Annotated in this window: 20 protein-coding genes, 1 pseudogene and 1 riboswitch; all 21 genes and pseudogenes read right to left on the reverse strand. The window is 55.7% G+C overall.

Annotated elements, in window-relative coordinates; translation table 11 throughout:
• Positions 1–11: 11 nt before the first annotated feature.
• Positions 12–506 carry a PaaI family thioesterase gene (locus FGI41_RS03710; RefSeq protein WP_255298310.1) on the reverse strand — a complete coding sequence of 165 codons (495 nt, stop codon included), beginning with the start codon at positions 504–506 and terminating at the stop codon, positions 12–14.
• Between the two features lie 113 nt (positions 507–619).
• Positions 620–1,180, reverse strand: a complete 561-nt coding sequence (locus FGI41_RS03715) for a nitroreductase family protein (protein ID WP_139488606.1) — start codon at positions 1,178–1,180, stop codon at positions 620–622.
• A 29-nt stretch (positions 1,181–1,209) separates the two neighbouring features.
• Positions 1,210–2,118, reverse strand: a complete 909-nt coding sequence (locus FGI41_RS03720) for an energy-coupling factor ABC transporter ATP-binding protein (protein ID WP_139488607.1) — start codon at positions 2,116–2,118, stop codon at positions 1,210–1,212.
• Positions 2,119–2,124: 6 nt separating this feature from the next.
• A complete protein-coding gene (cbiQ, locus tag FGI41_RS03725) occupies positions 2,125–2,952 on the reverse strand; it encodes a cobalt ECF transporter T component CbiQ (protein WP_139488608.1) in 828 nt (275 codons plus the stop codon).
• The gene (locus FGI41_RS03730; protein ID WP_139488609.1) at positions 2,949–3,293 is read right to left on the reverse strand and encodes an energy-coupling factor ABC transporter substrate-binding protein; all 345 of its coding nucleotides are present in this window, start codon (positions 3,291–3,293) and stop codon (positions 2,949–2,951) included. The genes cbiQ and FGI41_RS03730 overlap by 4 nt, the downstream gene beginning before the upstream one ends.
• On the reverse strand, positions 3,290–4,051 hold the full coding sequence (locus tag FGI41_RS03735; RefSeq protein WP_139488610.1) for an energy-coupling factor ABC transporter permease: 762 nt from the start codon (positions 4,049–4,051) through the stop codon (positions 3,290–3,292). The genes FGI41_RS03730 and FGI41_RS03735 overlap by 4 nt, the downstream gene beginning before the upstream one ends.
• 146 nt (positions 4,052–4,197) lie before the next feature.
• Positions 4,198–5,778, reverse strand: coding sequence for a cobyric acid synthase (locus FGI41_RS03740; protein ID WP_139488611.1), 1,581 nt, complete (start codon positions 5,776–5,778; stop codon positions 4,198–4,200).
• Between the two features lie 49 nt (positions 5,779–5,827).
• Complete coding sequence (locus FGI41_RS03745) at positions 5,828–6,457, reverse strand: cob(I)yrinic acid a,c-diamide adenosyltransferase (RefSeq protein WP_255298311.1); 630 nt, start codon at positions 6,455–6,457, stop codon at positions 5,828–5,830.
• Positions 6,454–7,983: a cobyrinic acid a,c-diamide synthase CobB gene (locus FGI41_RS03750; protein ID WP_139488612.1), complete on the reverse strand. Its 1,530-nt coding sequence runs from the start codon at positions 7,981–7,983 to the stop codon at positions 6,454–6,456. Before FGI41_RS03750 ends, FGI41_RS03745 begins: the two co-directional genes overlap by 4 nt.
• Positions 7,980–9,101, reverse strand: coding sequence for a cobalt-precorrin 5A hydrolase (locus FGI41_RS03755; protein WP_255298345.1), 1,122 nt, complete (start codon positions 9,099–9,101; stop codon positions 7,980–7,982). The genes FGI41_RS03750 and FGI41_RS03755 overlap by 4 nt, the downstream gene beginning before the upstream one ends.
• Before the next feature lie 62 nt (positions 9,102–9,163).
• Positions 9,164–9,967 carry a precorrin-4 C(11)-methyltransferase gene (gene cobM, locus FGI41_RS03760; protein WP_139488614.1) on the reverse strand — a complete coding sequence of 268 codons (804 nt, stop codon included), beginning with the start codon at positions 9,965–9,967 and terminating at the stop codon, positions 9,164–9,166.
• A gap of 4 nt (positions 9,968–9,971) precedes the next feature.
• A complete protein-coding gene (cobI, locus tag FGI41_RS03765) occupies positions 9,972–10,784 on the reverse strand; it encodes a precorrin-2 C(20)-methyltransferase (RefSeq protein WP_139488615.1) in 813 nt (270 codons plus the stop codon).
• 90 nt (positions 10,785–10,874) lie between these two features.
• Positions 10,875–12,143 (reverse strand): precorrin-6y C5,15-methyltransferase (decarboxylating) subunit CbiE, encoded by a 1,269-nt coding sequence (cbiE, locus tag FGI41_RS03770; RefSeq protein WP_139489039.1) that lies wholly within the window; start codon positions 12,141–12,143, stop codon positions 10,875–10,877.
• Positions 12,100–13,368: a cobalt-precorrin-5B (C(1))-methyltransferase gene (locus FGI41_RS03775; RefSeq protein WP_139488616.1), complete on the reverse strand. Its 1,269-nt coding sequence runs from the start codon at positions 13,366–13,368 to the stop codon at positions 12,100–12,102. The genes cbiE and FGI41_RS03775 overlap by 44 nt, the downstream gene beginning before the upstream one ends.
• 2 nt (positions 13,369–13,370) lie before the next feature.
• The gene (locus FGI41_RS03780; protein ID WP_139488617.1) at positions 13,371–14,036 is read right to left on the reverse strand and encodes a precorrin-8X methylmutase; all 666 of its coding nucleotides are present in this window, start codon (positions 14,034–14,036) and stop codon (positions 13,371–13,373) included.
• Positions 14,037–14,274: 238 nt separating this feature from the next.
• Complete coding sequence (gene cobK, locus FGI41_RS03785; RefSeq protein ID WP_139488618.1) at positions 14,275–15,057, reverse strand: precorrin-6A reductase; 783 nt, start codon at positions 15,055–15,057, stop codon at positions 14,275–14,277.
• Positions 15,054–16,142, reverse strand: coding sequence for a sirohydrochlorin chelatase (locus tag FGI41_RS03790; protein ID WP_139488619.1), 1,089 nt, complete (start codon positions 16,140–16,142; stop codon positions 15,054–15,056). Before FGI41_RS03790 ends, cobK begins: the two co-directional genes overlap by 4 nt.
• 60 nt (positions 16,143–16,202) lie before the next feature.
• Positions 16,203–18,104: a precorrin-3B C(17)-methyltransferase gene (cobJ, locus tag FGI41_RS03795; RefSeq protein WP_139488620.1), complete on the reverse strand. Its 1,902-nt coding sequence runs from the start codon at positions 18,102–18,104 to the stop codon at positions 16,203–16,205.
• 247 nt (positions 18,105–18,351) lie between these two features.
• Positions 18,352–18,543: riboswitch (cobalamin riboswitch) on the reverse strand.
• A 139-nt stretch (positions 18,544–18,682) separates the two neighbouring features.
• A complete protein-coding gene (locus FGI41_RS03800) occupies positions 18,683–19,396 on the reverse strand; it encodes a 3'-5' exonuclease (RefSeq protein ID WP_139488621.1) in 714 nt (237 codons plus the stop codon).
• 122 nt (positions 19,397–19,518) lie between these two features.
• Positions 19,519–19,914 (reverse strand): NAD-binding protein, encoded by a 396-nt coding sequence (locus FGI41_RS25685; protein ID WP_368656568.1) that lies wholly within the window; start codon positions 19,912–19,914, stop codon positions 19,519–19,521.
• Positions 19,909–20,382 (reverse strand): annotated as a pseudogene (locus FGI41_RS25690) (NAD(P)-dependent oxidoreductase); the annotation flags it as partial. The pseudogene FGI41_RS25690 and the gene FGI41_RS25685, both read right to left, overlap by 6 nt.
• Between the last annotated feature and the right edge of the window lie 104 nt (positions 20,383–20,486).

Raw genomic sequence — 20,486 nt, forward strand, 5'->3', positions numbered from 1 at the left:
ACATTCCCCTGCTATTCCCGGCGCAGCTGCATGAACGTCCCTGTCGACGTCGCCACCAGGTCGCCTCGATCATTGTGAATCTCACAGCTCATCTGCAAGACGTCTCTGGCCCGGTTCAGCACGCGGGTCGTGGCAATCAGCTGCTTGCCGGTACCTGCGTGATGGTAGTTGATATGCATATCGAGGGTGATGAACTTGTCCCGCTCGGAATCAGCCAGATGCAGCTCCAGCATCCAAGCCATCGCCATGTCTGCCAAGGTCGCCGTGATGCCGCCATACACGATGCGGTACGGATTGAGCAGCTCACGCGTGATCGGCATCGAGCAGATAAATACGGATTTGGGATCGTCACTCGGCTCGATGCTGAGGTTGAGGAAGTTGCCCAGAAACGGATATTTGTTCGTCTTCATATTCTCCAAGGTCTCGACGATCCGCTCGAGTACTTTGGTATCACGGTCAGAGAGAGATTCGATTCTTTGGATAAGGGCTAGTTTGTCCAACGTCACAGCTCCTGTCAGTGTATTAGTCTATCTCATTGTAAAATTCTTTCTTCGGTGTGTAAAGAACAGACGGGCTTGCGAGTTGATCGTAAGCCCGTCTGTCTATGGGTGTGGCCTACTTACAACCAAGTAGATTTTTCGGTAAAAGCTGTGCGCTTCGTCGCAGGAGTCTTACCTTCGGCTGGGTAACCGATGAAGATGGTACCTACCACTTTGCGGTTTTCTGGAGCGCCGATGAACTGATGCAGGCGCTCGTCACGCACCAGCCCGACGCCACGGGTACGCCAGACGAAGCCAAGGTCAAGCTCCTGTGCAGCCAGCCACATGGAGTGAATCGCACAGCAGACGGCGTATTCGTTATCCTCAGAGGAAGCCTCATCGCCTGAGATGACATCTGCCGTTGCAACGATGATCAATGGGGTGTTGTCCAGGACAGCGATCGATTCCTTGACCAGATGCGGCTTGGTCGGAAAACGTTCGTTGAGATAGGCGAGCGCCATGTCGTAATAGCGTTGCTTGGCTTCACCTCGGATGACGTAAAAATGCCACGGCTCGCGCAGTCGGTCATTGGGCGCGAGGGTGGCAGCTTCAAGCAGCTGATGGATCTTGGCTTCCTCTACTTCACGGCCATCGTAGTTACGGACAGCGCGGCGGGTTTGGAGTGATTGCAGAATAGACATGGTGCGGGATCCTCCTTTTGATTAGATGATTATGAGTGAAAAAGGCGGCGGAATTCTTCGATGGTTCTGGGGGCTTTGGCTGGTATACATCTGGAAAATGATGCCGAAGCTGCCCCCGACGTTTCCATAGTTGGTGCTCCTGTTGTTGATGCCCCCACTGTACCAGCCTCTTGCAACGTCTCCCACACCTCATACAACAGCGGCACACCAAGATGTATCTCCTCTAGCACCTCACGCTGGGCGAACACTTCGTGCGGCTCCCCTTCGAGCAACAGCTTGCCCTGATGCATCACCAGCACCCAGTCCGCCCAGGCATAGGCAAGATTGAGGTCATGGGTCGCCATCAGGATGGTGGTTCCGCTCTCGTGAATCTGTTCACATTGGCGTAACAGCAGGTTCGTGTGGTGCTGGTCGAGATAGGCGGTCGGCTCGTCGAGGATCAGCAGCTTGGGAGCAAGCACCATGACTCCTGCGAGCGCCACCTGCTTCTTTTGCCCGAGGCTTAAGTGGTGCACCGGGTTGCGCGCGATGGCGGTCAGGTCAAATCGCTCCAGTGCCTGACAGACGCGCTCTCTGACTTCGGCATCAGACAGACCGAGATTGCACAGACCGTACGAAATGTCCGCCTCCACCGTGCTTGCGACCAGCTGCTGTTCCGGGTCTTGAAACACCAGACCGACTAAGCGGCGCAGCTCCATGAGTGATCGGCGGTCATAGCGAAGCGGCTCTCCCTTCCAGCGCACCTCTCCTCTGTCCGGACGGTGAATCCCGTTGGAATGCAGAAAAAACGTGGATTTCCCAGAGCCGTTTTGCCCGAGCAGGACGGTTTTCTTGCCTTCGGGGATGCGGAGGGTGAGCTGGTCGAGCGCCGGCCGGTCGGTGAGCGGGTATGTATAGGTGATGTCGATCAGTTCTAGTAGATTCTGTGTTGTTGTCATGTTGGTCTAACCTCCAATCCACCACTGTATGAGAAGCAGCACGACGGTACCGCTGCACGCCAGATAAAGAAAGCGGCGGGATGATGTATGCTCGCTTGAGGTCACCACGCGCAGTTCGCCTGTGTAGCCTCTCGCTGTCAGGGCGATGGATAATCCACGGTATCGTTGCATCGAGCGGGTAAAAAGCTGTGCTCCAAGCATTCCGACGTCGCGGATGCGGTGGCGAAGATGCTGATGGCCTCCCCGTGAGGCTTGGGCTACCCACAGCTCGTGTGCGCATCCCCACAGGACGAAGATAAAACGGTACGTAAGCAGGATCAGTTCGGTAAAAATAGCCGGAAGCCGAAGCATCCGCAGCGTATACAGAAGCTCGGTCAGCGGTACGGTTACGAGTAAAAACAGCATACAGGATACGGCAGCAATCGAACGAGTGATGAGATGAAGTGCGTTTTGCAAGCCATCGTAGCTGATGTATAGCGTAGTTGAACTACTGATGGTGAGACTGGCGAAGATGTGACTTGTATCGGCTTCCATCGAAACTGCTGATTGCACGGCGGTTACGGGTTCTGTCCCGCTCCCCCACTCCAGCAGCAGGGCTGGCAGGCTGACGAGTACGAACAGCATCGGCAGCAGCAGCATTTTTAGATAAAAGAGAGTAGGCACACGGGCCCCCCCGACGATCCAATAGCTCACCCAGACGAGTGCGGTGACCTGCACCAACGGACCGCTGACCAGCACGGCCAATAAGGTCAGCAGCGCAAAGGTGATTTTGTGTCCGGCCGTCACATCACGCAGTCCGTTGTTGTGTGAAATCGATTCAAGCGGAAAGGTCATTCGATGCTCCTGTTGGCTTGTGGGTGTGGCTGATGCAGTTGATCTTGCTGCTGGGCTTCTTTATGCGAGCGGCCTTTGTAAAAACCAATCGCATACCCGATCACCCCCGCACCGATGGCGGCTTGGACAGCAAACAGCAGGCTCTCCGTCTCCCCGCCCGGCGGCTCAAGCAATGGCTCAAACCATGCCTGATAGCCCGGTGCGAGTTCGCCGATCGCTTCCTGTGCGGTACCGTCTGATCCGCCAAATTCGGAATCCTTGACCAGAATCAACGGCAGAACCGTAATCACGACAACGGCGAGCAAAAGACAGATGTTGATCCATTTAGATGCGCGTGTCATTGGGTTCCCTCCCGTTTGAACAGTTGGAGCTGCTTGAGTTCAGCGGCATTGTACGTGTGAATCAGGTTCCAGACCAGCACGGTAAGCAGTCCTTCGCTGATCGCCAGCGGAATCTGTGTAATGGCAAAAATACCAGCGAATTTGCCCAGCGATGCAAGCATCCCCCCCTGCTCTGCCGGGAAAGCAAGCGCCAGCTGGAGTGAGGTGACGAGATAGGTGGTCAGGTTGGCAAGCATAGCCGCAAGAAAAACGGCTACGCGCTGTTTCCCGCCGAAGCGCATCGTCCAGCGATATACGCCGTAACCCACGAACGGCCCGACGACCGCCATCGAAAAGGCATTGGCTCCCAGTGTCGTAAGCCCGCCGTGCGCGAGCAGCAACGCTTGGAAAACAAGTACGATGGTACCAAGCACTGTCATCGCCTGCGGGCCAAACAGGATAGCCCCAAGCCCTGTTCCTGTCGGATGTGAGCTGCTGCCTGTCACAGACGGGAGCTTCAGCGCGGACAGGACAAAGGCAAAGGCCCCCGCGAGTCCGAGCAAGAGCTTCAGCTCGGGATTATCACGGACGATTTTTTGCAGGGAACGGATGCCCCAGATGAAGAACGGTACAAACATCGCCCACCAGAACAGCGCCCAGCCTAATGGCAAAAATCCTTCCATAATATGCATGGCGTGTGCGGTCTCTGGTGTGGTGAGTGTGATGTAGAGGGTGAGTGCTGTGATCAGAGTGAACGAGGTCATTGTGAGTTTTCGCATGACCGAACCCTCCTTTTTCATAGTGATAAATTTTTTGGAAAACAGGTTGCTTCTTAGATGGAGCATTCTTATTCGATCGTGCTTTTTACTATTGTTCTTGTTTGGCCTGGGTTTTGCCTGAATGTTGACTCGAGCCATTTTACGATCTAGCGGTTGATCACAGCGCTTGCTGTCGGCATGCCAAGGATTTGATAGAGCTTGTCCATATCAAGATGCTCTTCGACATGGCGGGCCAGCATATTGTAAGCTTCCTCACGGCGGACAGACTCGGGGACTACCTCGTCTGAGAGCGGCTGGAGTCCTTTTTCGACACGGATTTGATTGGTCAGCTGACGTGTCAGGTGGCGGTTGTGGAAGATGCCGTGCAGGTACGTGCCGAGCACACGGCCATCTGCGGAGATGGCGCCGTCTTCCCGACCGTCTTCGAGCAGAACAAAAGGCTTGGCCTGTGTGCGGTCAAGGGTGCTGACGCCGAGGTGGATTTCGTAGCCGGTGAGGGTCGACTCTGTTGGTGTTGGTGCTTCAAAATCCTGATCGGCTGGTGTCAGAAAGGACGGTTGATAGAGACGCCCCGCGATCTGCACGGTTCGTTTGGTAGGATTGAACACGGTTTCGACCGGCAACAATCCGAGTCCGGCATACTCTCCCCCTGTCCCCTCTACCGCATGCGGGTCATAGAGATGGGTTCCGAGCATTTGGTAGCCGCCGCAGATTCCGATGACGCGTTTGCCTTTTTCATGGTGACAAAGGATCGCTTGGTCAAGACCGGTCTGTTGCAGCCAGAGGTAATCCTCCACCGTGTTTTTCGTACCAGGAATGATGATCAGGTCGGGCTGGCCCAGCTCGCGCGCGTTGCTGACATAGCGCACACCAGCGTCCGGCTCGTCGAACAGTGGATCAAAGTCGGTAAAATTGGAGATACGAGGCAGGCGGATCACGGCGATGTCGATGGCAAACTCGCCTTGGCGCGGGCGTTTGAGCCGGAGCGCGGAGAGTGCGAGTGAGTCCTCTGCTTCGATGTCGACGTTCATATAAGGCAGCACCGCGAGCACCGGGATGCCTGTGCGCTCCTCCAGCCATTGGACACCGTCATCGAGCAGGTCGCGGCGTCCACGGAATTTGTTGATGATAAAGCCTTTGATACGCTGGCGCTCGTCTTCGGGCAGCAGCTCAAGCGTACCGATAATGGAGGCAAACACCCCACCGCGCTCGATGTCCGCCACGAGGATGACGGATGCATCAGCCAAATGGGCCATCCGCATGTTGGCAATATCTCGGTCGCGCAGGTTGACTTCGGCTGGGCTTCCCGCCCCTTCAAGGATAAGCAGGTCGTATTCGTTTTGCAGGCGCAAAAGTGCTTCGTGGGCGATCGGAAGCGCTTCCTTGACATAGGTTTCACGGTATTCCTTGGCATCGAGGTCGGCATGGCGGCGTCCGTGGACGATGATCTCGGCTACCATGTCTTGCTTGGGCTTGAGCAATATCGGGTTCATATCCGTCGTCGCCACGACACGGCATGCTTCGGCTTGGACGCCTTGGGCGCGGCCGATCTCGCCGCCATCCTGAGTGACGTAGGAGTTGAGCGCCATATTTTGCGATTTGAACGGGGCGACGCGGACGCCTTTATTGGCAAACATCCGGCACAGGGCGGTACAGATCAGGCTTTTGCCTACATCGGAGGCGGTGCCTTGGATCATCAGGGCGCGGGCTTGTGACGATGGAGTCATCTGCGCTCCCTCCTTTTTTTGGTAGAACGGCTTTGTTGCATAGCCTTATTTAAAACTCCAAGCCCTTCACGGCAGGAATTCCTTCATCGTAATAATGTTTGGTCGCGGCGATCGTGGAGACCAAGTCGGCAATCTCGATCAGCTTCGGCGATGCACTACGCCCAGTCACAACCAGATGCATGTGCGGCGGCCGGTTGCGGATCGCTTCGGCTACTTCGGTAATCGGAAGCACGTCATCGATCGGAAAAGTGGTGATCGCCAGTGCGTTGTTCAACTCATCGAGCACGAGCAGATCCAGCTCTGGGTTGTTGAGGGCTTCTTTTGTGATCGCCCAGGCTTTTTGCAGGGCCTCCCGGTGTTCCTCCGGGGTTTTCGTCCAAGTGAATCCGATGCCGAGCTGGCTGATCTCGACGCCCAGTTTTTGCAGGGCAAGCGCTTCGCCGTAGGTGCGCTGTGGGGATTTGATGAATTGCAGGATTTTGACCTTCATGCCCCGTCCGACAGCTCGCAGGCTGACGCCGAGGGCTGCGGTGGTTTTGCCTTTGCCGTCGCCAGTGTACATGAGGAAAAGCCCGCGGCGGTTGGTACGGTCTGGTTCAGCTGGTGTGGACGCGCCAGTTGGTGCGGATGATACCGATGCGGCTGAAGCCATGCTCTGCTGTTCTTTTTCCATGCTCATGCCTGTACCCTCCTGTTGCGATATTCGCGGCATTGATCAAGCCAACGCGCCACCATCTGTGGATGGGAAGCAAAATGCAGATGGGTGTAGCCTGCCAGCACGTTGCCTGTGGCATAGCCTTCCAGCTTAGTGCCGCGCAAGCCTGTGACTTCATAGGCGTGGTTATCTGACTGTTCGTTCACAAGGGTTGAGTAGTGGAACTCATGGCCGCGTGCGGTTTCACCTTTGTTCAACAGGAGTGAATCGGTCTGAGCGGTTGCTTCGCGGTAGCCGAGGGCGGCCAGTCGATCCTGCATGCGCACTTCATTCGGGATGAGTCCCACCATTTCGTAACGGTTGCCTGCACGGTCATGAATCGCTTCGGTCAGGAACATGAAGCCGCCGCATTCGGCAAAGGTAGGCAGACCTGATTGGATGCGCCGCTTCAGCTCTTGGCGCATGTCTGCGTGCATGGCGAGAGTGGCTGCGAACTCTTCCGGGAAGCCGCCGCCGATGTAGAGAGCGTCTGCCTCTGCCGGCGGGAGTTCACCTGCAAGCGGACTGAAAAAATGCAGGGTCGCGCCGTAGGCTTGCAGCAGTTCGAGGTTTTCCTGGTAGTAGAAGTTGAAAGCGGCGTCACGGGCGACGGCGATGTGGACAGGGTCTGGAGTGTAAGCGATGGACGGCGTGTGAGCCGCATGGGTTTGAACAGCATGTTCTTGGCCAGCATGCGTTTGGCCAGCAGATGCTGTGTCAACTGCCGTAGCACCAACCGCGTCACCCGCGTCACCACTCCAAGCAGCAACAGGAGCAAATAATTTCGCTTCCGGCTCCTCCACTGCCGAGCTGCCACGCGCGATCTCCATGAGCAGATCGAGATCGATTCCCGCCTCCACCTTCTCTGCGAGCTGGTCAAACCACGGCTGCATCTCACCGCGCTCAATCGCAGGGATCAGGCCGAGGTGACGCTCAGGGACGCTCAGGTTTTTATCATGCAAAAGGTAGCCGATCACCGGCACACCGCACATCTGCTCCACGGCGGCTTTGACCAGCTGATAATGCCCGGCACTGCCGCAACGGTTAGCGATGACTCCGGCGATCTTGACGGATGGCTCAAGCGTTTGGAAGCCTTTGACGATGGCGGCTGCACTGCGGGCCATCGCTTTGACATCAACGACGAGGATCACGGGTGCATCAAGGCAAAGGCTGATCTCGGCCGTACTGCCGCGGTTGCTCAGCGGGTCCTTGCCATCGTAGAAGCCCATGACACCTTCGATAACGCTCAGATCAGCGTCCTCACTTCCGCGCCAAAAAATCTCACGCATCATGTCCGGCTCCATCATCCATGTGTCGAGGTTGCGGGAGATGCGCCCGGTTGCGGCGGTGTGATAGGACGGATCGATATAGTCGGGGCCTACCTTGAAGCCTTGGACTTGCAGACCGCGCTTTTTCAAGGCCGCCATGATGCCGATGGTGAGGGTGGTTTTGCCTGCTCCGCTGTTGGTGCCTGTGAGGACGAGACGCGGGCGGTTGCTTGCTGGGGTCATACCAGCACCTCCTCTTTCGGCTGCCAGATCGCGATGGAGATCGTGACGTTGCCGCTTTTTTGTTTATCCAAAAGCGGCTTGTTCACTCCAGCTGACCGGAGTGCTGCCGGTTCACTGACACCGTACGCGCCTGTGTATTTATACACCGTCTCAGACGGTTCGCTAATCGGAATTTCGTTCAGCTCGGCTGGGGTGTAAGTAACTAACTCCCAGCCGTATTTTTCACAGACAGCCAGAAGGCCCTCCTCGTCTTTTTTCAGATCGATGGTGGCGAGGTGGCGGACGCTCTTGATCGAAAGCTTCTGCGTAGCCAGCGTCTCGGTGATGACGGATTCGATCTCCTCTGCGCTCGTCCCACGGTTGCAGCCGATACCGACGACCACGGTGCGTGGGCGATAGACGATGCCGTTGGTGAGGAAGCGCGCCTCTTCTTTTGGTTCGAGCAGACGGTGCGTGATGATTAGAGCCGCGTGAAAAGACTCCTCCCACGCAGCCTGCAAGGAATCATACACACGGATATGGGATGGAATCGGCTTGTCTGGGTACATCCACCAGTTGGGCTCCCCTGCTTCTTGAATGATCGCGATCGGTTCTTCATTGACGACACTGGCACTGACAGGCGTTGCCTTCTCGAAGCTGTCGAGTCTCCAGCCGAAAGATCGGCCAAACAGGTCGACCGGAATCGTCTGCTGTACGTCGGAAGCTGTGGTGATCACAGGCTTGGCACCGATCAGCCGGGCGATTTCGCGGGTCAGTTCATTGGCACCGCCGAGATGACCAGACAAGACGCTGATCGCATGTTCTCCACGGTCATCGACGACGACGACACCAGGGTCTGTCTTTTTATCCTGCAGGACAGGAGCCATCATCCGGACGACAGCGCCGAGCGAGATGAAAGAGATCAACCCTGTATACTGTTTGAAAAAGTCGGGAAACAACAGGCGGACAGAGCCGTTGAACAGGCGGATGCCGCGCTCGGCTTCGTCTCCTGTTGCGAATTTTTCCATGTAATAGAGATGGGAACCGTCGAGCTGTTCATACAGCTTGCGGGCTTTCTCCACGCCGTGCTTGGTGATGGCGACGATGGCGTAGGGGCGCTTGTCTGAGTTGGTGACCACAGATTGGGCCGCTGGGGCTGTTGTGTCGTGATCAGGTTGTGTACCCGTTTGGCTTACCTCGCTCACGGCTGTGACACTCCTTTGCGGAAGCGGTGCGTGAAGCTGGCATCATACAGCTTGGAGCGATGCTCGGAGTGGTCGTGAAGACCCGGATCAAGCGCCCAGCCAGCGAGAATCATCGCATGGCTGCGGATTCCGTTGGCGGCCATGTCGGCGTCGAGATTGGCGAGTGTAGTGCGGACGATTTTTTGATCCGGCCAAGAGGCGCGTTGCACGACAGCGACAGGCGTATCTTCAGTCCAGCCTGCATCGTACAGCTCTTTTACCACTTTTTTGGTCAAGGTCGCGCTGAGGTACAGGGCGATCGTGCTGTGGTGGCTGGCGAGGTCCTTGAGCTTTTCCAGCTCTGGCACAGGGGTACGACCTTCCGCGCGGGTGAGGATCAGGGTCTGGGTCAGTTCAGGGACGGTCAGTTCGGCCTGTACAGCGGCGGCTGCGGCAAACACGGAGCTGACTCCTGGGACGATCGTGTAGGCGATGCCTGCTTTTTTCAGCAATACCATCTGTTCGAGGATCGCGCCATAGACGGACGGGTCACCGGTATGTACACGTGCTACGCTTTTGCCTGCGCGGACGCGGTCGATCATGATGTCAACCATTTCATCGAGGGAGAGTCCAGCGCTCTTGATCACTTCGGCGTCAGGATGGGCTTTGGCGATCAGGTCGTCGTTGACGAGGGAGTCGGTGTACATGACGACGTCTGCGTTGGTCAGGATGTTGAACCCTTTTACCGTGATCAGGTCAGGGTCGCCTGGGCCTGCGCCGACAATATAGACTTGTTTTTCCAGTTGGATGGATGTAGACATGGTGCTATTCCCCTTTCCGTACGACCATCAGGGTGAGATATTCCAGCTCTTCACCGCGCAGCTCTTCTACGTTGCGCCAGATGGTTTCTTCGCCTGAGGTTACTTTGGTCACGACAGATGCCGCGCGGGTGAGACCCAGTTCGTCGAGCAGGTCGATGATCAGGTCAAGCACCTTGGCTACCTTCAAAAAGATCACGGTATCGTGGGACACCAACGCTTGGCGCATCGCTTCGCGGTCGTCGAGCGCCGGGATGATCGCCACCTGCTCATCACCGTCTGCGAGCGGTACGCCGATGCGGGCTGCAGCGCCGAGTACAGACGAGATGCCTGGGACGGTCACGATTGGTACGTCAGGGTGTTTGCTGTTCATTTCACGGGCCATGTGGATGAAGGTGCTGTAGAGATTCGGGTCGCCCTCGGTGACGAAGACGACGTTTTTGCCTTCGGCGAGCTTGGCGTAGACCTGCTCCACGGTTTTGCCCCATTGCTTCTGCAGGACGTTGATGTCGCGGGTCATTGGGAAGATCAGGCCGAGCATCTCTTTTTGCAGGCCGCGGGTGTAGTGCTCAACGATGCTATAGGCGTAGCTTTTGCTGCCGGAGCGTTTGCTTGGGTAGGCGATCACGTCGGCTTCCTTCATCATGCGGAAGGCTTTGATCGTGATCAGCTCAGGATCGCCAGGGCCGATGCCGACGCCGTACAGGGTGCCGACTGTGGTGGCTTGGGTGCTTGCGGATGTATGGGACGGCTGTGTGGAGCCTGTTGTGTTCGCGCTTGTTGGAGCTTGGGTGATGGTGCTTTGGTCGATGGTTGTCATATGGGGTACTCCCTCCCTTGGTTGGGTGCTGTTGCTTCGCTTTGATCTACTGGTGAGGTTATTGCATCGGGTTTTCGTCGCGGTGGCGGTTTATGCGTCCTGCGCTGTCTCTTCCGCCGCTTCTGGCATTGCTTTTTTCATCGTGATGATATAGACCGGATTCAATCCTTCCAATCGGGTCAGGTGCAGAATCGGCTTGCTCCGCGCTACGGATACCATCGTGACGGAGACGTCGAGGCCAAGTGATTTGGCGGCCTGCATCGCTTCGTACAGATTTTCAATCGTGACGGCATTGAGCACGATCCGCCCATTTTCGCGCAGGCGTCCGGCGCATTGGGCCAACAGCTCTGGCAGTTCACCACCGCTGCCGCCGATGAAGACCGCATCCGGGTCAGGGAATGAATCGAGTCCAGCAGGTGCTTTGGCATGGACAAAGGTGATATCGGTGCGGAACTTGTATGCATTGGCACGAGCATTTTCGAGGTCGGCTTCATTCTTCTCTACGGCATAAATCTGACCATACGGAGCCAGCTTCGCCGCTTCAACAGCAATGGAGCCGGTGCATGTCCCGATGTCCCAGACGATGCTGTCTTTTTGCAGGTTCAATTCAGCTAAACTGATGACACGTACCTCTTTTTTCGTGATCAATCCCTTGTCAGGCTTGCGCTGGATGAACTCTTCGTCAGGGATGCCGACCGTCCACGTGCGCGGAACGACTCCCTGCTTTCGGCGCAGGATCACGACATTGAGCGGGTCGATCTCGGTCTCCCGAGCCAGTTCATCCAAGCGAAACCAGCGGCAACGCTCTTCTTTGCTGTCCAAGCGCTCAGCGACGAAGGCATCGTACTCCTCCATGCCATAAGAAAGCAGGTACTTGGCGATCACGGACGGCGTATTTTCGTTGTCGGTCAAAAGCGCTACCTTTTCCTCGCCGTCGATGCGCTGAGCCAAGCCCAGCATCGGTCTGCCGTGTACGCTGTCGATGTGGGCGTCATTGCTGCTTTCCTTCATCCGGGCGAATGCCAGCTGGATGCTGGAAAAGTGCGGGATGATCGTCACGGTTTCTTTGCCCAGCTTGCTTGCAAGAAGTCCACCCACGCCAAAAAACATCGGGTCACCGGAAGCAAGCACCGCGACCTGTTTGCCGTCTTTTGCCGCTTTGCGGATTTTTTCGATGATGGATAATAATCCGCCCTTAAATACCCAGCGCTCGCTGAATACTTCTGGGAAAAATTCAAGATGCCGCTCTCCCCCTACGAGAACATCAGCGGCGTGTATTGCTTCGATCGCGTGCGGATGCAGGCTCGGATGCCCGTCATCCCCGATCCCGATCACGGTTACCGGTGTCTTCGTTGCCATCATATACCGCCCTCCCTAGTATCTCTCCCTGCAAAGTCGTAAGGATCGTCTCGATCTCTACGTCTTTGCCCACATGGTTATATATCTCTTTTCCACAATATATGGCGAGTCTGTCAAAAAACGAATGCAATCCCGCCGCCATCATCAAATCTCCTGCATGAGAGGCGGTATTGGCGGTGCGAATCTGCTCCTGCAGCTCCTCGTCCGCACCAGACTCTGCGGCGACCCGGGCGAGGAAGCCGAAGTCAACCGGGGCGCTTTTGGAGTGCACCATCATGACGCCTTGGGCTACCTTCGACAGCTTGCCCATCATGCCGACGACGGTCATTCGGTGAAAGCCCTGCTTTTTGCCGATCATCGCGCTGAAGCCGACGAAATCGCCCATCTGGATAAAGGCTTCCTCCGGCCAGTCCGGGTAGAGCTCCATCGCCTTCTTCTCGCTGCGTCCCCCAGTGGTGAGCGCGAGTGCTTGGCAACCACCTGCTTTTGCCACCTTGATCGCTTGGGCGACAGAGGCTTTGTAAGCTGCGGTGGAAAAAGGAACGACGATACCGCGCGTGCCGAGGATGGAGATGCCTCCGAGGATGCCGAGCCGTTCGTTGAGCGTCTTTTTGGCGATCTGTTCTCCGTCTGGGACCGAGATGATGACCGATACGCCATGGTTCGGCTCCAGACAGTCGATCTCTTGGTCTCGTAGTACTTCGTCGACCACCTCGGTAATCATCTTGCGCGGGACAGGGTTGATCGCCGCTTCGCCGACTGCTACGGCTAGACCGGGTTTAGTGACACGACCGACACCGATCCCGCCGTCCAGCACGAATCCCGGCTGCTCCTGCCATGCGACACGCGACAGGATCAAGGCTCCGTGCGTAGCGTCCGGGTCGTCCCCGCCGTCTTTGATGATGCCGGATTCGACCCAATCGTCGCCGCGCTCCTGTTGGACGATCTGAAAGGTGACGCGTTCACCAATCGGCAAAAGGATCTCCACCTCGTTGACGGGTGCCCCGGTGCAGAGCGCCAGCAGAGACGCTTTGGTTGCCGCTGTGGCGCATGAGCCTGTGGTGTAGCCGTGACGCAGTGGTTTGTCTGTATTTTCAGGTGCTGAAGCCTTCACTGATGATTGGCCCGCTGGACTGTTTGGATAATCCGGCTGGGTAGGACGGTCTGCACTCGCTTGTTCGTTCTCGTGCGCCTGGGCGTTCGCGGCGCTCTTTTCTTCCTTCATGTTTACTTAGTGCCTGCCAGTTCTTTGGCCATCAGGGACAGCGCATTGACGGAGGCTACGGCTACCGGGCTGCCGCCTTTACGCCCGATGTTGGTGATGAACGGGATGTCGAGCTTCGCCAGCTCTTCCTTGGATTCAGCAGCGCTGACGAATCCGACCGGCACACCGATGACCAGTGATGGCTTGGCGATGCCTTCCTTGACGAGGCGGATCAGCTCAAGCAGAGCGGTCGGAGCGTTCCCGATCGCGTAGATGCCGCCTTGGACTTCACGCACGGCCTTGCGGATGGAGATGATGGCGCGGGTGGTGTTTTCTTTTTTCGCTTCTGCCATGACATCTGCGTCGGAGATGTATACCTTCACATCACCGCCAAAAGACTCCAGGCGCGGCTTGCTGATCCCCACCTGCACCATCTGTACGTCGGCTACGATGGACTCCCCGCGTTGGATTGCTTGAATCCCTGCTTGGATTGCATCCGGGTGAAAAATCATGCTGTGTCCAAACTCGAAGTCAGCGGTCGCATGGATGACACGCTGTGCGACACGGTATTGTTCAGGGGTGTAGGCGTGTTCGCCAAGCTCCTCGGTGATGATCTCGAAGCTTTTTTCCTCGATCTCTTGCGGTTGGATGGTGAGCGGTTGGAATTCGGTGTGGAAAATGGATGACATGGGGGTGGCCTCCTTGGGAAAATGAGTTTTTATGTTTGGTTTTGGTGTTTACATAATGTTTTTATGTTTATCAAATTTATTTAGTAATATTTAAAAATTGATGAACGCTTTTTGGAGATGCTTTTGATGTTTCAGCCGTTTGATGTTTCAGCTTTTCAGTCTCTTCGTTGATCCTTGCGTTCTAAACATTGATTCATTCATTCATTCATGGCCTGGACGTATCCGCTCACAACGTCTTTTAACGGACAGCCTGCGCTTGTTTATTCGCAGCCAACGCCTGCAACACACCGTCAAAATCACTGTACAGCGCACCATACGTAAGCTTCGGACGGTCGATCATGATCGTGAAAATGCCCAGCTCCATCGCCGCCTCCAGCTTCTCGTCGACGGCACCGACCTGACCGCTCTCCTTGGTGATCATCGTGGTGACCCCATAGTGCTGATACAGCGCTGCGTTCATCTCCTTGGAAAAAGGGCCTTGCATGGCAACGATGTTTTTCTGCTCGACACCCAGCTCCTCGCATTTTTCCATGTTGTCCTTGCGCGGCAGCATGCGGGCGACGAGCCTGATGTCTGGGTCCCCAATCAGATGCTTGGCAAAAATCCCGAGTGTTTTGCTGCCCGTGGTCAGCATGACGACGCCTTTGCGTTCTTTGGCGGCGAGTGCTGCGGTCTGGTAGTCCGGAACGATCTGGACGTTAGGGTGATGGATGTAGCTGCGGGTCTCCCGCTCGTAGCGGATATATGGGACACCCAGCTCCTCTGCTGCGGCCATCGCGTTCTTAGAGGCTTCCTCGGCAAACGGATGGGAAGCGTCGACGATGGTGGTCACGCCCTGTTCTTTGGCAAAGGCGACCATCTCCGGCTGCGGCAAACGCCCGACGCGGACTTGGATCTGTTCATCCTGCAGGCTTTTCGCGGCGGAATCGGTGACGACGGTGGCGATCAGCGGATAGCCTTCGTTTTGGAGCAAAACAGCCAATTCGCGGGCATCGCTGGTTCCGGCGAGAAAGAGGATCATACGGAAACCTCCGTTTTTTTGGCTGGGTGGTGATCATGACCGTCTTTGTGATCGTGAGAATGATCGTGACTGTGGTCACAGGAATGGCTGTGCGTATGTTCGTGGCTATGATCATGGGAATGACTGTGGTTATGTTCGTGACTGTGATCACAGGAATGACTGTGCGTATGCTCGTGACTGTGATCATGGGAATGGTCGTGATCATGGTGGTGATCGTGGTCATGGTCGTGATGATGATGGTGATGATCCACAGGCGCCATCTTGCGGAACACGCACATGTCACAGTTCCCAACCGCTCTGCCTTCCAGTGCTTCCATCGCCCGTTCTGCCGTCAGATGGGCCAGCTGCTCATGGAAGCCGAGGAACTCGGTCATCTCAACGGCCACTCCCGGATGCTTTTCACGGAATGCCTCGATGGCATCCCGAAGGCGGTTCATCAGTACACCGGTAAAGAGCAGATACGGCATGACGATCACTTTTTTCATCCCGCCGCGCAAGGAGCGCTCCAAGCCTTCCTCCAGTGTCGGACGGGTCACGCCCATGAACGCCAGCTCCACCTCAGCCACACCAGCGGATTCCCAGAGCAGGCGGCCGATTTTGTACATATCGCTGTTGGCATCCGGGTCACTGCTGCCGCGCCCGACAAGCAGGATCGCCGTTTCTTCTTTGGCGATGTCTGTTGCATTCTCAGCACTTGCTGCCGCAACCTCAGCTTGCACCGCGCTCAGACGGTCCTGCACGATTTCCATCATTTTTTCATGCACACCAAACGGACGACCGTACGTGAAGGTGACATGTGGGTACTTTTCTTTCGCCTCGTCGATCTCATGCGGAATATGGATTTTGGCATGTCCGGCAGAGAACAGCATCAGCGGTACCAATGCTACCCGTGTCGCTCCGCGCTCCACACAGCGGCGAATCCCTGTCGCAATCGTCGGCGTCGTCAGCTCCAAAAAGCACGTCTCATAGATCGGCACATCCGACTGCCCGCGCAAAATCTCCTCCACCTGCTGGGTAAACGCCACCAGCTGCTCATTGCCCGCCTGCTCGCGGCTCCCGTGTCCGACAAACAAAATCGCTTCCATACTCAATTCCTCCCAGATGTCTTTTTTTTACTTACACCGAACCGAATACGCTGCCGGCCTTTAATCCCCACACACCGAATCAATCACCAGCGGCGCTACATAATCCTCATGCTCGAATTCTCCGATGCGGCCCACTCGTTTGAAAAATTTATGGAAACGCTCGTCAATATGTCCGCGCTTTTTAAACTCCATAACCACCTGCTCGACGACCTCGATGATCTGATCAGCCGGTACGCCTTCTGCCACGCGCTGTCCCGGATGTGCGTTACGCCCGATGCGCTTGCCTCCGAGGAACAGATCGTAGGCACCACGGCGATAGACCAGACCGATGTCCTCCATCACCGCGCCATAGCAGGCCATTCCACAGCCGTTGAAGCCGATTTTCAGCTCTTTTGGCATTTCTAATCCATCTAATTTTTGTGCCAATTCCTCGGCGATTGGGATCGATTCATCCTTCTCCAGATCGCAAAAATCGCACGCCTTCACCTGTGCTACCTGACCAATCGGGAAGACGAGGAATCCGACTGCTTCAAGCTGTGCCACCACCTCATCCGGGTTGACCTGCGGGATGCGCAGGATGATCTGGTGTTCGATGGTGTAGTTCATCTCGCCGCCATTCTCAGTCAGATCGGCGAGGACACGCATCTGGTCAGAGGTGAAGCGTTTGGTCGCGACGCCTGGAGAGACGCCCACTTCAAAAATGTCGATGACCCCGTTCACTGCACGTGGGGCGGTTGCCTCGATGTAGCCTGCGGATGCAAGCTCCGGATTGAGGTAGGAAAGAGCCTCCATCGCAGTGCGGAACAAGTCCTGCGGAGCGATAGTATCGGAGAGTGGCTTGGCGGTTGGGACGGATGGAGCTGCCTGTTGGCTAATCCCATTAACTGCGCTCACTACCGAACCCGGCTGTGTAGAAACTGCTGCAGATGCGGCGGATACCGCAGGAGCAGAAGTCACATACGCTCCATACGCTCCAGTTCCAGTTCCAGCTCCCGCACTCGCACCTGCTGCACGCTTTCCGCTTACACTCGGCTCGTATTCCTCCGCGTCATAATCCTCTTCTTGCTCCTCGTCATACCCCTGCGCGTACTTCTGCCCCGCACCTGACGCATCATAGCCTTCCGCACTGTGCAGTGCCCACGGTTCTGCAGCCTCCTGCAATCGCTCGTGCGGCTTCAGCGGCTGCTCTTTGCGCTTCAGCGTGTATTTGCGCTGGTACCCGCGCGGCGTAATCATCAGGTTCTCGTAGAAGAAAGTCGTCGAGTTCCCGATAATCACGGTCGTCAGCATCCCGATATCATGCTCCAGCATCTCCGCCAAGGTGGTCATGATCACACTCTGGCGATCACGGTATGCGCTTTTCACCAAGCCGACAGGGGTATCTGGAGAACGGTACTTCAGAAGAATCCGCTGCGTCTCCACGATCTGACGGGTCCGTCGTCCACTGCGCGGATTGTACAGGGCAATGACAAAATCAGCTTCCGCCGCCGCCTCGACCCGCTTGGCAATCGTCGCCCATGGTGTCAGATGGTCACTCAGACTGATCGTGCAGGCATCATGCATCACCGGAGCACCCAAGAGCGACGCACAGGACTGTATCGCCGAGATTCCCGGAATCACTTCTACCTCGATGCCTGAGCCTGGTTTCCAGCCTTTTTCCACCAGCACCTCGTAGACGAGGCCTGCCATACCGTACACCCCGGCGTCCCCACTGGAGATGACGGCCACTGTGTTGCCCATCTCTGCCTGACGAACCGCCTCCTGTGCCCGGCTGACTTCCTCGGTCATCCCTGTACGTACTATCTCTTGATCAGTCAAAAGGTCGCGGATCAAATCCACATAGGTGTTGTAGCCGATAATCATCTGCGACTCTTCAATTGCCGCCCGCGCCCGATAGGTCAGATGGTCAAAATGCCCCGGCCCAAAGCCGATCAAAAGAATTTTTCCGCGTTTCCCGTTCATGATTTTCCCTCCGCGTTTTTTATTTATGTACAAATAAAAATGCACGTCCCTCCCGTCCCATACGGAAGAGTACGTGCATGTTATGATTCGTTCTGTCACCTGTGAAATGCCTGTCCTGACTGTCATAGGATTGCTCCGACATCCCTTCCTATGAAAGGGCCATCGGTTAAGCAAAACAGGTTCAGCCAGGCAGCGGTCAGTCAGCGTAAGACTCGCTCATAACACCTCCCTATCGTCCGTAGGTCAAGCAGTGCGCCAAAATAAGGAGGATATCCTGACTTATGGTTCATCGCATTATCTCCTAGCCTTCCCAGATCGCTTTATCCAGTGGCGGCGGAGTGCTCCCCAATCACAGTGGCGGGACCGTGCCGGATTCTCACCGGCTTCCCCTTCGAACAGCAAGCATTGCCTGTCTGTTCCCTTATTTCCATGTATTATGAAATTGTTGGTTGTTCAAACAGTTTTGCAGGATCACATTTCCAAGTCATTATAGGTTATTTCAGCAAGCTTGACAAGAGAACCAACTGCAAGAAAAAAAGAACATGCAGCTGACCCGCATGTTCTGTATAGCAGACGATCTATTCGGATGAAGGTTGATTCGGGTTCTGGTTTGGGCGTTGGTAATACTTTTTCACGCAGGCCGAGCAGACTCCCCGGCGGCGTGACATCTCGCCGTACATCTTTTCTGTCCCGCACTTTTTGCAGGTGAGATAGAGCTGGCACGAATCGCCGAAATGATCATCCGGGACATTGGTTTTCAGCTCGATTTTGTCCAAATACTTTTTCAGCACAGCAGCGGTATTGCGGGCATCGTCCAAGGCAGAATGCAGGCGTCCGAGTGTCTCCAGACCTGACATCTCAATCGCCTTGTTGAGCCCCATCTGCTGGCGGTCGACGAGCAGCATCGAGATCGGCGGCTGTACGTCATTGTAGTTGCGAAGCCAGTTGAAGGTCACACCAAAACGGGCGCAATGCTCCATCAGCAAGCGTTTGTCGTCGGGTCCCCAGCTGCATATGTAATAATCCGAGCCCATCCACTCGATAAAATCCGTAAAGGCTTGCCGAAACGTTACGGCACTCGCTACATTCTCATCGGTAATCCCCGCGAATTTGCGCGTCCGGTTGTCAAAATAGCCACGAAGCGGTGGAAACACGAACTTCTGGAACTGCTTCTCCGCGCTGATGTCGAGTTGATCCAGATCAAATTTGACCGCACCGATTTCCACGATCTCCTGTGTCTGCCCTTTTTTATAAATCACCGTTGTTTCCAAGTCGTATACAATGACTTGCATGTATTGGATCTCTCCTCTGTCGTACCTCTATATCCCTGATAGGGTTAGCATGCCCGCAATGTTTCCTGAACAATCCATGAGCCTTTCCGAAGCGGTTAAGCTGTGGTTCTCGGATTGATTTGCTATTCGGCACCAGGACCGGTTAGATGACGCATGATCCCCATCACGTCCAGATCCCCCAGCTCGCTTTCTAAGGCATGCTGGTAGGTGCCATATACGGTTTCGGCGAGTGGTGTTCTCGCTCCGTTCTGGAAGGCCAGACGCAGATCCTTGGCCATGTGCTTCAAAGCAAAGGCCGCCGGGAATTCCCCTGCCAAAATAGCATGTGTCTTGAGGCGGGAGATCGCCGAGCCGCAAGCGCTTTCGTTGATGATCGTCATCATGTCTTCGGTGTCAATGCCTTTGTTTTTGGCAAACATCACAGCTTCGGCAATTCCCTGCACGGTGATGCCTAAGAACAGATTGATCGCGAGCTTCGCATTGCTGCCTGCGCCGTTTTCCCCGAGGTGCAGTGACATTTTGCCCAGAGCCTCAAAAATCGGCTTCGCCATCTCATAATCGCGCTCTTCCCCGCCGACGAGGATGATCAGCGTCCCTTCTGTCGCAGGCTTCACACTGCCCGATACCGGAGCATCCAGGAAGCCGATCCCGCGCTCTGCACAGCGCTTCGCGATATAGCGGGAAGTCTCCGGGGAGACCGTGCTCATATCGATCGCAATCGTGCCATTATCAGCACCTGCGAGGATGCCGTCTTCTTTGGTATAGACCTCACGCACTGCATCGTCATCGCTGAGCATGGTGATGACCACTTCACAGGTGGAAAACAGCTGGGCCGGACTCTCCGCATAGGCTGCGCCAAGCGCCAGAAGCGGTTCTGTTTTATCCAAAGTACGGTTGTATACAGTGACTTGATGTCCTGCTTTGATCAAGTTCGTTGCCATCGGTACACCCATGTTGCCAAGGCCAATCCATCCGATATTCATGTTGGGTACTTTCCTTTCTGTATTGTATTCTTATGTATTCTGCTTTCGTTAGTATAACAAAAAAAGACAGGCAGGGACGAGTTTTGTGGGGAGAAAACTCGTCGGCT

The sequence above is a fragment of the Brevibacillus dissolubilis genome (assembly GCF_006170445.1).
Lineage (GTDB): Bacteria > Bacillota > Bacilli > Brevibacillales > Brevibacillaceae > Brevibacillus_B > Brevibacillus_B dissolubilis.

Coding starts and splice junctions, on each gene's coding strand:
- FGI41_RS25685 (WP_368656568.1), bottom strand. CDS start 19,914: ATGTCACTGCACCTCGGGGAAAACGGCGCAGGCAGCAATGCGAAGCTC.
- FGI41_RS03745 (WP_255298311.1), bottom strand. CDS start 6,457: ATGAGCATGGAAAAAGAACAGCAGAGCATGGCTTCAGCCGCATCGGTA.
- FGI41_RS03790 (WP_139488619.1), bottom strand. CDS start 16,142: ATGGAAGCGATTTTGTTTGTCGGACACGGGAGCCGCGAGCAGGCGGGC.
- FGI41_RS03775 (WP_139488616.1), bottom strand. CDS start 13,368: ATGAAGGAAGAAAAGAGCGCCGCGAACGCCCAGGCGCACGAGAACGAA.
- FGI41_RS03750 (WP_139488612.1), bottom strand. CDS start 7,983: ATGACCCCAGCAAGCAACCGCCCGCGTCTCGTCCTCACAGGCACCAAC.
- FGI41_RS03720 (WP_139488607.1), bottom strand. CDS start 2,118: ATGACAACAACACAGAATCTACTAGAACTGATCGACATCACCTATACA.
- FGI41_RS03740 (WP_139488611.1), bottom strand. CDS start 5,778: ATGACTCCATCGTCACAAGCCCGCGCCCTGATGATCCAAGGCACCGCC.
- FGI41_RS03800 (WP_139488621.1), bottom strand. CDS start 19,396: ATGCAAGTCATTGTATACGACTTGGAAACAACGGTGATTTATAAAAAA.
- cbiE (WP_139489039.1), bottom strand. CDS start 12,143: ATGGCAACGAAGACACCGGTAACCGTGATCGGGATCGGGGATGACGGG.
- cbiQ (WP_139488608.1), bottom strand. CDS start 2,952: ATGACCTTTCCGCTTGAATCGATTTCACACAACAACGGACTGCGTGAT.
- cobK (WP_139488618.1), bottom strand. CDS start 15,057: ATGATCCTCTTTCTCGCCGGAACCAGCGATGCCCGCGAATTGGCTGTT.
- cobM (WP_139488614.1), bottom strand. CDS start 9,967: ATGTCTACATCCATCCAACTGGAAAAACAAGTCTATATTGTCGGCGCA.
- FGI41_RS03735 (WP_139488610.1), bottom strand. CDS start 4,051: ATGCGAAAACTCACAATGACCTCGTTCACTCTGATCACAGCACTCACC.
- FGI41_RS03715 (WP_139488606.1), bottom strand. CDS start 1,180: ATGTCTATTCTGCAATCACTCCAAACCCGCCGCGCTGTCCGTAACTAC.
- FGI41_RS03780 (WP_139488617.1), bottom strand. CDS start 14,036: ATGTCATCCATTTTCCACACCGAATTCCAACCGCTCACCATCCAACCG.
- cobJ (WP_139488620.1), bottom strand. CDS start 18,104: ATGAACGGGAAACGCGGAAAAATTCTTTTGATCGGCTTTGGGCCGGGG.
- cobI (WP_139488615.1), bottom strand. CDS start 10,784: ATGACAACCATCGACCAAAGCACCATCACCCAAGCTCCAACAAGCGCG.
- FGI41_RS03730 (WP_139488609.1), bottom strand. CDS start 3,293: ATGACACGCGCATCTAAATGGATCAACATCTGTCTTTTGCTCGCCGTT.